Source organism: Apibacter raozihei, from assembly GCF_004014855.1.
GTDB classification, from domain to species: domain Bacteria; phylum Bacteroidota; class Bacteroidia; order Flavobacteriales; family Weeksellaceae; genus Apibacter; species Apibacter raozihei.
Window position 1 is genome coordinate 3,126,052 of record NZ_CP034930.1, and the last position, 13,985, is coordinate 3,140,036.

Consider the following 13,985-nt stretch of genomic DNA (forward strand, 5'->3'; position numbering starts at 1 on the left):
CTCTGTACTAACTTTTTAACCTGAAACTATCTCTATTATGACCGAAATACTACACTCCCTTTTTAATCCGCTGTCCAATGCCATTATGAGTGGCTTTATGATAGTTATTCTTATCTACTGGCTATTCTCTTTTCTTGGTATAGGATTAGGAGAAATGGATTTTGATACGAATTTCGGAGCAGATATTGATTCAGATATAGACGTAGACGCTCAAGTAGACACGGATACCCAGGTAGACACGGATCATCATGGAGAACCTTCTCCGCATGCAGAGGTTGATGATAGTCATGTTACGCATGAGAACGCAGGTGACAGCCTGTTTATACGATTCCTGAAATTTATGAATGTCGGAAAAGTTCCTTTTATGCTGGTATTATCCACTCTGAAGTTCTTTACCTGGGCAGGTGCTTTAGTTACCACTCAGTTAACCATTGCCGGAAGCTGGGGTTGGAAATCGGTTTTTATTTTAATTCCTTGTTTTATTGCCGGAGTTATTCTTACCCGTTATGCAACAAAGCCCTTGGCTCGTTTTCTCTCCAGAACCGGATATCAGGGGGAAGAAAGAACCGAATTTTTGGGAAGATCGGGTAGAATGATGTCCACTATCACTAAAGATAAAATCGGAAGTGCAGAATTTATTATCGAAAAAAACCCGATTCGTCTCAACGTAATTAGTCATAACGGAGATGAAATCAAATACGGTGAATCTGTCATGATTACAGATGAAACACAAGACAAAAAATTTTATTACGTAACCAAAGAAGTTACTATTGATCAAAATTAATCACATAAAAATTTTTCAACATTTTAAAACATTACATATTATGGAAATTGGAGGCATAATCGCTATCATTGTCGGAACATTTATGTTCATTATTTTATTATTCTTGGCAATCCTTGCATCATTTTACAAAAAAATCCCTCAGGGAAAAGCCATTGTAAGAACAGGTGTGGGAGGAACTAAAGTTGCTTTTAACAAGGGAATTTATGTTATCCCTGTCTTTCACAAAATGGAAATTATGGATATTTCCGTTAAAAAATTACAAATTGAAAGAATGGAACAGGATGGATTAATCTGTAAGGATAACATCCGGGCAGATATAAAAGTAGCCTTTTTCATTCGGGTAAATAAATCGGTGGACGATGTCATCAACGTAGCGCAGACTTTAGGTTGTGAAAGAGCCAGTGATGTGGAAACTCTTAGAAATATATTTGAAGCCAAATTTTCAGAAGCGTTAAAAACCGTAGGAAAAAAATTCGAATTTATTGAACTTTATGAAGCACGCCGGGAATTCAGGGATGAAATCCTGAATATAATAGGCACAGATCTAAACGGTTATAACCTGGACGATTGTGCTATTGATTATCTGGAACAAACCAATTTAAGCTTTTTAGATCCTCAGAATATTCTGGATTCCGAAGGTATTAAAAAAATTACCGAATTAACAGCTACCCAAAACATTAATGCTAACCTAATCCGAAGAGATGAGCAAAAAACCATCAAAAAACAAGATGTGGAAGCTCGTGAAGCGATTTTGGAACTGGAAAGACAGTTAGCCGAAAAAGAAGAAAAACAAAGACGGGAAGTAGATAACATCAAAGCCCGCGAAGAAGCTGAAATCTTAAAAGTTCGTGAAGAAGAACGATTAAAATCTGAAACTGTACGGATTACCACAGAGGAAAGTCTGGCTGTGCAGGAAGAAAATAAACTCAGACAGATTATCATAGCTGCTAAAAATAAGGAAAGAACCGATGCGGTGGAAACGGAAAGAGTGGAAAAAGACCGTGCGCTGGAACAAACCGAAAGAGAAAGAATTGTAACACTTGCTCAAATTAATAAAGAAAAAGTCGTAGAGGAAGAAAAGAAAAATATTCAGGACGTTATCCGAGAAAGAGTACAGTTAGAAAAAGGCGTAGTAGAAGAACAACAAAATGTTAAAGACATAGAAGTACTACGGGAAGTAGAACGTAACAAACAAGCCGGTATTACCTTAGCCAGCCAGCAGGCAGAAGAAAATTTAATAAAAACGGTAAAAGAAGCCGAAGCTTTAAAACAAGCCGAAGAACAAAAAGCACAACAATTACTTATTGATGCAGAAGCACAAAAAGAGGCGGCTGTAAAAAATGCAGAAGCCAGAAAAACCTTAGCCGATGCTCAGGCACGGGAAGATGCTACTTTTGGGCTGGCAGAAGCCGAAGTAATTAAAGCCAAAGCAGAAGCCGATGAACAAAAAGGTATCGTTGAAGCCAACATAATTGAGAAAAAAGCCAAAGCTGAAGCTGTAGGAATTGAAGCCAAGGCAGAGGCAAAACGCAAAGAAGGATTAGTGGAAGCCGAAGTAACCCGTGAAAAAGCGTTAGCGTCCGCAGAAGGAGAAGCCAGCATTATTGAAAAAACTTCAGTGGCCGAAGCTACCGGTATACAGGCAAAAGCCGAGGCAAAACGTAAAGAAGGATTAGCAGAAGCCGAAGTAATTAAACAAAAAGCATTGTCTGAAGCCGAAGGTATTCATGAGAAAGCCGAAGCTATGAAAAAATTAGATGGTGTGGGTAAAGACCATGAAGAGTTTAAACTGAAATTACAAAAAGACAAAGATGTGGAACTGGCACAAATACATATACAAAAAGATGTGGCTCAAGCACAGGCTTCCGTATTGTCTGAAGCCATGAAATCTGCTAAAATTGACATTGTCGGTGGTGAATCTACTTTCTTTGAAAATATGATTAACCAGATATCAAGAGCCAAAGGATTTGATAAACTCGTAGGAGAAAGCCAAACGATTACTGAGATTAAAGATGCTTTACTTGGGGATGGTAGCGGAGAAGGCGATTTATATGAAAGAATCCGGAACTATGCAGAAAAACTGAATATTTCCTCTGAAGATATCAAAAACCTGAGCATTGCTTCCCTGATATTTAAAATGCAGCAAAATGCCGAAAGTGATGACCAAAGCGTGTTGGGTAATTTGTTCACATTGGCTAAAACTCTGGGTATATCTAATAAAAAATTAGGATAATAAAATGAAAAATATACTATTTATTCTGTGTATAGTCTTATTAGGAAGTACCAGCAAAGCACAAACCATAAAGGAGGAATCTATAACTATTTATGATTCTCTTAGAGCTCGGAACATACCCTTTGCTATATATTCTGATACGGCTATACCCAGAGGAATAGTTATTTTTAATCACGGGTATGGAGAAAATTATGGAGGAAGTTATAAAGACTATGCTAAACTCAATAAAAAAATAGCCTCGTTAGGTTACTATGTCATAAGCATTCAGCATGAATTGCCTACTGATGATTTACTAGCTATGGAAGGGAATTTATATATAACCCGGATGCCTAACTGGAAGCGCGGAGTAGAAAATATAGCTTTTATTCGGAAAGAACTCATGAAGCTTAAACCCGAACTTCCGTGGAATAATTTAATTATTGCCGGACATTCCAATGGAGGAGATATAACCCTGTTGTATGCCCGAGAGTATCCGGAACAAATCACCAAAGCTATTTCACTGGATAATCGCAGAATGCCAATACCCAGAACTTCCAAACCAGAAATCTATTACCTGAAAGCCTACGATTTTCCTGCGGATGAAGGAGTACTACCAACCCCTGAAGAAGAAAAGAAATTCGATATTCACATAATTAAATTTCCTACCATTAAACATAGTGGTATGGGAAATCAGGAATTAATAATAGAATGTGTGGAAAATATATTGAAATAAACTATTTACAGACACATAATTTTTATTCTTTTATTTCAAGACAAAACAGAAAAAAGAATAGTTACCCAATATAAATAAACAATTTGTTTATCAAATTATGGCAGAATTAGAAGAAAATAAAAAACCGGATTCTTTAGATTCCGGCACCTACGAAATAATAAAAAAGAGGCTTCAAAGCCAGAAAGAAGATCTTAACGCTCGTCTGAATAAACTGAACGAGTCCCGGAAAGAAGTCTTTAACTCCGTAGAATTTACTCTGGCGGCTAATCAAAGAATCACTACTGAAAATAATTGCACTGCACGCGGAATTCTGGCATTAGGCAATCTTTGCATGTTTGCTTATAACGTTCACTTTGGATTACGAACCGATATACAACTTAGCGATGTTTTTAGTATATATGCTTTTGATGCTGATAAAACTCATCAATTTATTCCTCAATCGTTAGATTTAATTAACGATGAAGCTTTCATCAACGATTATAAAAACTTATATCAATACTACCGGGATTCAATATTTTCACGATTCAGAAGGACGGAAAATTATTTATACATGATTTTCCAGACCAGTAAAAATATAGATGATTTGAAAGCCTTTAAGTGGCTGATCAAAGACGATAAACTCATCTATCAGGATGACCGGAGTATCCATGAGGTTCAAAAAGCACGGCAGCATGAATTTAAATGGGTAAAAACCTCGCTGGATAACCGCAGGCTGGGAATACATCCGCATATCTCTATCCTGGACAAGGTTTTCATAGAAGCCATCAACGGTGACATTACTTTTAAAATTGAAGACAACACCGATACCGGAAAGGGAATTTATTCCGAAACGGTAGAAAACAAGGATCAGCAACTGGATGATGCAGAATATTACTATGCAGACCTCGGAAATTTTATTCTTATTCGAATTAAACCCTATCAGGAAAATTTCCGGGCTTTTGTTTTTAACAATAAAACCAAAGAAGTACTGAATATTCCTACCCTGAATGAAACCGGAATCTTATTGCCCGACAATCAGGGAATTATATTTGCCAACGGGTATTATCTGCAAAACGGTGAGTATAAGATTTTTGAAAGTGAGCTGAAAAATCTGGAATTTGTACGTCGTATTCCTTCAGCCAATGGTGAAGACTATCTTTTCATTTTTTATCATAATGAAAAGAATACGTATGTACTTATGTCTTACAATATCATTAAACAGCAGGTGGAAACCCCTATTATTTGTAATGGGTTTACCCTGTTTAAAAATGGTAAACTCATCTATTTCCGTTCGGAAGAAGAAGCGGTTAAGCACCATGTCGTTCAGATTTGGCAAACCCCGTATCAATCGGAAATTATTGAAAACAAAGATAAAAAAGATAATGAGCTTTATAAAATAGGCAATAAAGACATTGTAAAAGCGATGGCGGAATGTCAGGAAGTTATCCATCTGATTAGCAAAGAAGATTCGTATGAAGGACTCTATGAAGATATTTCCAAAAAAGCCAATGACATTACCGATTCCTTTTTCTGGATTGCCAACCCGTCGGCATTTCAACTTTCGGAACCGTTAAAACAAATAAAATCTATTGCCGACACAGCGGTTGATGAGTTTGAAAAAGTTCAGCAGCAAAGGAAAAATGCTTCTCAGGCACTTGAGAATAGTACTGAGAAAGTGGATAAACTTTTATTCAGCATAAAAAACTCAAAGGGCGATTCATTGGAAAGTCTGGTAAAACTACTGGCTGAAAACCGAAAGCTGCAAGGAGAAATATTGGAACAGGGACATATTAAGTATATAGACCTGGAAAAAATTGAACTGTTAAAAGAGAAACTGAGCAAAAGTAATAGTAAGCTATCCGACCAAACGGTTGATTTCCTTTTACGGGAAGAAGCCTTACTTCCTTATGAAAACAAAGTACTGGATGAGCGTGAACGGGTGGATGAACTTACTAAAGTTATTGACGGGCAGCTAGTAGACGAAAATTGTAAGCTGATATCTTCTGAACTGGAACTGCTGATAGATATCTTAAACAGCTTAAAAATTGCAGACACTACGCAAACTACCCGAATCATTGAAAAGATATCTGTTATTTTTGCATCCCTGAACGAAGTACGGGCTCAGCTGAAACGAAAACTCGATTCATTAAAAAGCAGTGAAGCAGTGGCCGAATTTCACGCCCAGCTCACCTTGCTGGATCAAAGTATTGTAAACTTCCTGGAACTATCCAACTCTCCCGAAAAATGCGATGAGTATTTTACCAAAGTGAGCGTTCAGGTAGAAGAAATGGAAAGTAAATTTGCAGACTTTGATGAATTTATCAATAAAATAGCTGATAAAAGAGAAGAAGTAAGCAAGGCTTTTGATTCTAAAAAAGCTCAGCTGGTAGAACAGATTAACAGACGAACCGCTTCGCTGGAGCAAATAGGGCTTCGCATTCTTAAAAATATTGAAAATAAAGCCGGTGCATTTAAATCCAAAGAAGAAATTCAGGCTTTTTTCTCTACGGATTTGATGATTGACAAAGTACGGAAGCTAGCTGTTGAGTTGAAGGAGCTGGGAGATGTTTCCAAAGCTGAAAATCTGGAAAACAGCCTGAAAACTTCTCTGGAAGACAGTCTTCGTTCCCTGCGGGATAAAACGGATTTGTTTGTAGATGGAGATAACATCATAAGTCTTGGAAACTACAAATTTGCAGTGAATCGGCAACCGTTAGATTTAACCATCGTAAGAAGAAACAATCTACTTTACTACCACCTTACCGGAACCAGTTTCTTTTATGAAATACAGGAAGATAAAATTTACAAATACCAATCCCTCTGGGAGCAGGAAGTAGTATCGGAAAATTCAAAAGTATACCGTGCAGAATATTTAGCCTACCAGACTTTTCTAGAGAGTCTGAAAAACAAAAATTTTAAGCCGGAAGATTATATAAAACTAAAAACGGAACAGAGTTATGCAGAGTCTTATCTGAAAGGTGTACATGACTTTGATGCATTGAAAATATATGAAGCTTTGCAGCAGCTTCATACGAACTTAAAAACCTTAACCTATTCTCCTTCCCTGCGTGCTGTATCCCAATTATTCTGGAACAGCCTAACTGAAGAAGATACAGATAAGCTGAATAAACTTATTACCTCTGCGAGCTATGTGTTGAAAGTTTTTCCGGAATCCGAAAATTATAACTATGTGATCCAACGACTACAAGCTAAATTTGAAGAATGGAACGGTTCTTTTTCCGCTATGGATTTTTCATCTGAAACTATAGCCCGATATTTGTTTAGGGAATTTTCGGATTCTCCGTTTTTTACTAAAAGTATTCAGGCCGATACTCTTAAAAAAGAGTTTTTAAACTATCTGAAATCGGAAAATGCAGTTACCATTTTTGAAGCGGATGGCAACGATACTTCCCTGGAACTGGCTGAACGATTTTACCTGATACAAAACTGGCTGGTATCTTTTATACACCTGTCCGATACCTATTCGGATTTTGAGAAATATTTAGATGAAGCCTGTTGTTTGCTCTTATTTGAAAAAGACATTACTTACCATTTAATAGAGTATACCGATCAAGTAACTTTAGATACCTTAAAAGGCAGTCATCCGGTTATTGAAAAAGATTTTTACACTCTGGATTATCATCGGTTTATAAACAAACTGAAAGAATTTTTAGAAATCAGTGTTCCTGAATTTCAGGAATTTTCACAAACCAAAGAACAATTGCTGGAACAATATAAAAAATCGTTGAAGCTTAATGAACTTCAACCGAAGGTTCTTACTTCTTTCGTCAGAAACAAACTGATTAATGAAGTATATTTTCCTCTTATTGGTGCCAATATGGCCAAACAAATCGGGGTTGCGGGAGACAATAAAAGAACCGCCCGTATGGGAATGCTTTTACTGGTTTCCCCTCCGGGCTACGGAAAAACCACCCTGATGGAATATCTGGCTAAAACATTGGGATTAAACTTTGTGAAAATCAATGGCCCTACTATTGGACATTCCATAACTTCCATAGATCCTGACGAAGCAAAAACTTCAGGCGCACGGGAAGAGCTGAAAAAGATTAATCTTTCTTTTGAGATGGCGGACAATGTAATGCTCTATCTGGATGATATACAGCATTGCAGTGCCGAATTCCTTCAAAAATTTATTTCTCTGGCAGACGGACAAAGGAAAATGGACGGAACCTTTAACGGAGAAAGTAAAACCTATGATTTACGGGGAAAACGATTCTGTGTTGTGATGGCCGGAAATCCGTATACGGAAAGTGGAGAAAAATTCCAGATTCCAGATATGCTTGCCAACCGGTCGGATGTCTATAACCTGGGAGATGTAATAGGAAGTACCGAAAATCTATTCAAGCTTAGTCTTTTGGAAAATTCCATTGCTGAAAATACCTATTTACAAAAACTCAGCAGCCGCAGCTTTGATGATTTTTATCAACTCATCACCTATATGGAAACCGGAAATGAAGAATTGTTAAATCTGGAAGGAAATTATTCTAATCAGGAAATTGAAGAGTTTATATCAGTTTTGAAAAAATGTATGCAGATACGCGAAGTAGTGATGAAAGTAAACCAGAATTATATTCAGAGTGCTGCCATGGATCATGCTTACCGTACAGAACCTGCTTTTAAGTTACAGGGTTCTTATCGGGATATGAATAAAATGGTAGGGAAAATTGTTCCTTTGATGAATGAAGAAGAGGTGCAGGAGCTCATCATGACTCATTATGAAAACGAATCGCAAACTCTAACTTCAGATACGGAAGCCAATTTACTGAAATTGAAAGAGCTTATGAAGTTATTAACTCCTGAGGAAACTAAACGATGGACCTCTATCAAAGAGATTTTTGTTAAAAACAATAAGTTAGGCGCTTTAACGCAGGATAATCAGGTAGGACAGGTAATCGCTCAATTAATGGACTTTAATGTAAATCTGGAAGGTATTGTGAATGTGCTGAATATAAACGGAAAGAATAAATAAATTGTAATATTTACTTAATTCAAAGTATATATAAAAGTCCTCAAAATATTTTGAGGACTTTTTTTAGCTTATTTTAGTATCTTTATATAATTATTTATTTGTTATATATGAATCGAATTATTTTAATAGGAAACGGCTTTGATTTAGCTCATGGGATGAAAACCAGTTATGGGAATTTTATGGATTGGTTTTGGAATATTAAACTTTCTGGAATAGTGTATGAAGGGCCAAACTCTCAATATGAGGATGAAGATATTAAAATCACTCAAATCCCACTTAATTGGAATCCTAATTCTAAATTTGATAATGCAATATCAACCTTATCAACAAATTTTCCTTCTTTAGAATATAAAAATAGATTTCTAAAACATATTACTGAAAAGCAATATATCCAAAACTGGGTTGATATCGAAAATGAATATTATAAACTTTTAAAAGATATAATGAGTGAAAAAGAAAAATACTATTCCATTTCAGAATTAAATTCAGATTTTGAAAAAATAAAAAATGAGTTAGAAAATTATTTAAATGAAGTACAGGAAAAATTTGATATAAATCAAAACTTAGAATTAATAAGATCTATTGAACAAAAAATATATTCTGATTTTAAATTAAACGATTTTATTGAAAAGATAGTAAGTGAAAATATTAAGAATGAAACTAATAAAATCCAACACTTTATCTCAGAATTCGGTCGTAGAAATGAATCATTAGCGGATATAATAATACGAATGTTTAATTTACCTCAAATTTCTACCTTATTATTAAAAGATATAAATAATATAGAATCTGCTATTAGAATTTTACTGAAATTTGAGGAAACAAATAAACCTTTTAATTTAATGATTGAAGATGAAAATATACTATTTCTAAATTTCAATTATATACATACAGAAGGTTTATACGCTGAAAATCCTAATCAAATAATCCATATTCATGGCTCTTTAGATACATCCTCAAATAATCCTATAATCTTTGGTTTTGGTGATGAATTGGATGAAGAGTATAAAAAGATTGAAACCTTAAATAATAATGAATATCTGGAGAATATAAAATCTATAAAGTATTTGGAAACAGATAATTATAAAAGGTTGTTGGAATTTGTCAACAGTGATGAGTATCAAATCTTTATTTTCGGGCATTCCTGTGGAAATTCTGACCGAACACTTCTAAATACATTATTTGAACATGAAAATTGTATTTCGATAAAGCCTTTTTATCATTTAAAAGAAAATGGCACAGATAACTACAGCGATATAGTAAGAAATATTTCCCGAAACTTTAATAATAAAGCGATTATGAGAGATAAGGTAGTTAATAAAACTTTTTGTGAGCCTTTGGCTTAATTAATCTTAAACTGTATATGAAGAAAATACTTATTCTTTTTATTATAATTCAAATACCTTATTCCTGTAATTTTCTAGCTCCTATAAATATAGATGGAATTAAAGACTGGAATAAAAACAAAGAAAATTATAAAATAATCATTCATGATATTTTAAAGAATTCAAACCAAACCTTTAAAATAGGAGAAAACAACTTTCCTTCTTATTCTAAATTCAAATACGATACTTCGTTTCGTATTTTAAAGCCTTATCCAATAAAAGATTCTGATACAATTGATATTCATAATCTGACAATATATTTTTATTATGATCGAGGATTGCTGGATCACTTCTCTGCCCTTATCTATTCTAATGATTCTTTACAACTTTCAATTTTGGATGCGAATGTTAAAAATGGAGGAAATGATTATAAATTGGAAAACAATTGGTATCTGATTAATGATTGAGTACTTATCAAAATATCGACTTAAATAATTAATTACTATAATATAGTTTTCTATATATGTAATTTACACATTACAAAAATGTGTATTAATTGTTAAGCAAATATTATCTAATTCTAAATTACATTTGAAGTGTCTATGCTGCTACAAAAATTTGATTATCAAAATATAATATAATTAAAAAATCATATAACTAGTCATCATTTTCAGATTTAAGAATTTTATTCAAATAATTAATAATCTCTTCCGGGGTCTGGTCTTTAATGATATTTTTTGTTTTCTCATCTGTGTAATCAATAATTGTATATGTACCTTTTTCTGTACCTTCTTCAATGTCTATTCCATACGGTTTTCCATCATAGTCTAAATAAAAATAAAATGCTGATTTCGGTTTTATCCAATAACCCTGTTCAAAATAATTTATTACATCTTCTGTAGTTATTGGAGTATAAATATACGGGATATCATTGATTAATTCTAATAATGCTGTGGTGATGTCTTCCCCCTTTTCTAAATCAATCAATTCTTCTTCCGATTCATACTTTTTCTTATTTATATATAAATGATTATTCATAAAAAAATAAGAAATATTTCCTTTTTTCAATTCTTCTTGTTTTGTTATTTCGTTAAATTCTTCATATTGATTATCAACCACTACCAAAAACTGTTCTTTAAAATCTAAAAATTCTATTTTCCTTCCTGAAGGAGAATAAGCGATCCTGACTTTACCTTTTCCGAAGCTGTCAAAATAGTATCCGTTTTTTAAATTAGATACTGTTATAATTTCTCCATAATGTATTGCAGCAAATAACATAGTAAAATTTTTTTCTTTACTTTCTTTTAAAGAAGTAGCCAACATTACTCTTGCTCCTTTCCATGAAAGAAGATTGGGGTATAGTAAGCTTCCCGTCCATATTTTATTATCTTTAAAAATATTTTTCTTATATAATACCCTGGTGTCCATTCCTATGTCTCTTCCTTCTATTATTCCTTCAAAAAAATCATTATATAATTGATAAGCAAGTTTCCCATTTTCGTAATAATCAAAGATTAGATAGCTATTGTACGAAATATTGTAATTTCTAAAAAAACTTGAATACGGTTTTCCATCCTTATACTCTCCATATAATCCGTGAGGAAATTTATTCTCTATATATTTTTTATTATCATCATCATAAACTTTTTCATCTATATACACTCCAGTCCATTTTCTAACCATCAGTTCTCCTTCTTTATAGCAATCTATACAGTCAACATTAAATATTGAAAGCGTATCATTTTTTACACAATTATACTGCTGTGCATTTTGAGTTTGAGAAAATGTTAAATTTAGTATGAACAAATATACAAGGCTAAAGAAAGTTTTCATTTTGCTATCCATAATTAAGTTTGTTATAAAGGTGTAAGTTATGTAATCTTCTTCTTACATTCATGTGGTTAAAATAATAATTACAATATTAGTATAATAATCATTTCCCAAAGTTTCATGAAAATGAAGACATGAAAAATTTAGTAGTTCCTAAAGTTACAAACAAGTCTTTGGTTTATTGCTTTAAAAAAAGTATCCTTACTAGTAATAATCTTTTTGTTTATTACTAGCTAGATTACTATGATGCCTTTTCTTAAAAACTTAGTATTTTATTTTTTTATTCTTTTTTTGGTATTTTCTTGCAAATCTTCGCAAGAAGATTTAATAAAAAGAATACCTGATCCTAAAACATTAAATGAATCTTATGTAAGTGATCCTGATAATATCTTAGATCCTTCTACTGTTAATTCATTAAACTCCAGATTAAGGGAACTGGATCTATCCGGAAAAGCTCATATTGATGTGGTTTTGATTAACTCTATTGGAGATCAGGTTCCTAAAGATATTGCCTATAAGCTTTTTAATACTTGGAAAATCGGACGTGAGGATACAAATAACGGATTACTTATTTTTTTGGTATTAGACCAGAGAAGAGTAGAGTTTGAAACCGGATTAGGTTTGGAATCGGTTCTTACAGACATGATTTGCGGAAGCATTCAACGAACCTACATGATTCCTTATCTAAAACAAGAGAATTATGACCAAGCTATTTTAGCAGCCGTATCTCAAATAATAGAAGTTTTAGATACCGAAAATTATAACTTTGATGTTGACGATATTTATAAAAATTATAGCGAATATTACTTAGAGGATTCACCAGAAGCGGACAATCAGTATAATTATGATCAAAAAGAAACCTTAATTAAGTTGCCAAAAAGACATAGTTATTCTTTTAGTGATTTTATTTCCAATCATGTTTCTTTTTTATCTTTATTTATCACTGCCTTATTAGTAATTATTATCATATTCAATAGCCTTAAAGATAACGAAAGTTGTTTAAATTCTTTAGTTGCGTTGTCGGGTATTTTACTTTCTTTATTCACTTTATATATGTTAATTTTATATGTTATTTCAGCCTCACATAATTTAGTAGATTTAATTTATTTTTTTCTGATTTTCTATCTTATCATAAGTATTTTGTTTCATATAAAATACATTATAATGTTTTTTAAAATCCCAGAACAAAGTAGATATGATAAGTATTGTTATTTAGATAAATATAAAAGAGGGCTAAAAAAATGTATTTATTATTTTCCTGTTTCTTTTATGTATTTTTTATATATAAAAGTTTGTCATGACATGAAAAAATATCGTTATGAACCGTATAGATGTGATAAATGTCACAAACCTATGGTACTAGAAAAAGAAAGAAATTTATCCGAAGGAGAATTGTTAGAAGAAGAGTTAAAATCTGTAGAGCATGATGTATGGCTTTGTAATTCATGCAATTTAGAAACAATAATTAAATATCCTAACATTCATTCAAAAGTTAAAGAATGTAAAAAATGTCATTTGATTACAGCAGTATTTGAAAACAAAATGGTAGTTAAACATGCTTCGACAAGCTCCTCTGGCTGGGGGTATGAAATACATATATGCAAATTTTGTCATGCTGAGAATAGAAAAAAATATATTATCCCCGAAATATCTGATAGTTCTACTTCTTCAGGATCTTATAGTGGTGGGGGGCGTTCGTCGTCCTCATCTTCTTCCAGTAGTGGGGGGCGTTCCGGAGGAGGTGGTGCCGGAAGTAGCTGGTAAAAATTCATCATAAATCAACTATCGCTACTATAAAGTAACCTGAAATTTACTAACAAAATAGTAGTGGTATATAAAATAATAACTTTGAATTAAAGAATAACTATATGAAATTATAAATTTTATGAATGTTTATGATTTTAATTAACAATCAGTAAAAAATCCTGTGCGCATATTGAAATCAAAGATGGAAAAATTATATATTTTGAAAATATAAATTTATTTTATCTTGACAATAAATGGAATATTAAAAAACAACTCGCAAAAACAGAAAATTTTATTTAGATCTATTGAACAAAGTCGATACATTCTCAGTTTATAATACGTACAAAAAAATAATATCCTGAATTTAATTTATAAATTCAGGATAT

General features: G+C 32.8%; 8 protein-coding genes. 7 read left to right on the plus strand and 1 reads right to left on the minus strand.

Translation table 11 applies throughout. The annotated features are described in order from the left end of the window. Positions 1 to 37 precede the first annotated feature (37 nt). The 6 genes from EOV51_RS13910 to EOV51_RS13935 all read left to right on the plus strand — a co-directional run bounded on the left by EOV51_RS13910 (position 38) and on the right by EOV51_RS13935 (position 10,490). Positions 38 to 784 (plus strand): OB-fold-containig protein, encoded by a 747-nt coding sequence (locus EOV51_RS13910; RefSeq protein WP_128153133.1) that lies wholly within the window; start codon positions 38 to 40, stop codon positions 782 to 784. 40 nt (positions 785 to 824) lie between these two features. Further along, the gene (locus tag EOV51_RS13915) at positions 825 to 3,017 is read left to right on the plus strand and encodes a flotillin family protein (protein ID WP_128153134.1); all 2,193 of its coding nucleotides are present in this window, start codon (positions 825 to 827) and stop codon (positions 3,015 to 3,017) included. A gap of 4 nt (positions 3,018 to 3,021) precedes the next feature. Continuing rightward, entirely contained in the window at positions 3,022 to 3,729 is a 708-nt protein-coding gene (locus tag EOV51_RS13920; RefSeq protein ID WP_128153135.1) for a serine aminopeptidase domain-containing protein, read from the plus strand. A 97-nt stretch (positions 3,730 to 3,826) separates the two neighbouring features. Continuing rightward, a complete protein-coding gene (locus EOV51_RS13925) occupies positions 3,827 to 8,698 on the plus strand; it encodes a DNA repair ATPase (RefSeq protein ID WP_128153136.1) in 4,872 nt (1,623 codons plus the stop codon). Between the two features lie 107 nt (positions 8,699 to 8,805). Next, positions 8,806 to 10,044, plus strand: a complete 1,239-nt coding sequence (locus EOV51_RS13930) for an AbiH family protein (RefSeq protein WP_128153137.1) — start codon at positions 8,806 to 8,808, stop codon at positions 10,042 to 10,044. A gap of 17 nt (positions 10,045 to 10,061) precedes the next feature. Then, a complete protein-coding gene (locus tag EOV51_RS13935; protein WP_128153138.1) occupies positions 10,062 to 10,490 on the plus strand; it encodes a hypothetical protein in 429 nt (142 codons plus the stop codon). 190 nt (positions 10,491 to 10,680) lie between these two features. Here the strand turns inward: EOV51_RS13935 and EOV51_RS13940 are convergent, their stop codons facing one another. Then, positions 10,681 to 11,856 (minus strand): hypothetical protein, encoded by a 1,176-nt coding sequence (locus EOV51_RS13940; RefSeq protein WP_128153139.1) that lies wholly within the window; start codon positions 11,854 to 11,856, stop codon positions 10,681 to 10,683. Positions 11,857 to 12,096: 240 nt separating this feature from the next. Here EOV51_RS13940 and EOV51_RS13945 point away from each other — a divergent pair, with 240 nt between their 5' ends. Further along, positions 12,097 to 13,617: a TPM domain-containing protein gene (locus EOV51_RS13945; protein WP_128153140.1), complete on the plus strand. Its 1,521-nt coding sequence runs from the start codon at positions 12,097 to 12,099 to the stop codon at positions 13,615 to 13,617. Positions 13,618 to 13,985: the final 368 nt, after the last annotated feature.

Excerpts from the sequence above, each read along its gene's own strand:
- EOV51_RS13920 (WP_128153135.1), top strand. The coding sequence starts at position 3,022 with ATGAAAAATATACTATTTATTCTGTGTATAGTCTTATTAGGAAGTACC.
- EOV51_RS13945 (WP_128153140.1), top strand. The coding sequence starts at position 12,097 with ATGATGCCTTTTCTTAAAAACTTAGTATTTTATTTTTTTATTCTTTTT.
- EOV51_RS13940 (WP_128153139.1), bottom strand. The coding sequence starts at position 11,856 with ATGAAAACTTTCTTTAGCCTTGTATATTTGTTCATACTAAATTTAACA.
- EOV51_RS13930 (WP_128153137.1), top strand. The coding sequence starts at position 8,806 with ATGAATCGAATTATTTTAATAGGAAACGGCTTTGATTTAGCTCATGGG.
- EOV51_RS13925 (WP_128153136.1), top strand. The coding sequence starts at position 3,827 with ATGGCAGAATTAGAAGAAAATAAAAAACCGGATTCTTTAGATTCCGGC.
- EOV51_RS13910 (WP_128153133.1), top strand. The coding sequence starts at position 38 with ATGACCGAAATACTACACTCCCTTTTTAATCCGCTGTCCAATGCCATT.
- EOV51_RS13935 (WP_128153138.1), top strand. The coding sequence starts at position 10,062 with ATGAAGAAAATACTTATTCTTTTTATTATAATTCAAATACCTTATTCC.
- EOV51_RS13915 (WP_128153134.1), top strand. The coding sequence starts at position 825 with ATGGAAATTGGAGGCATAATCGCTATCATTGTCGGAACATTTATGTTC.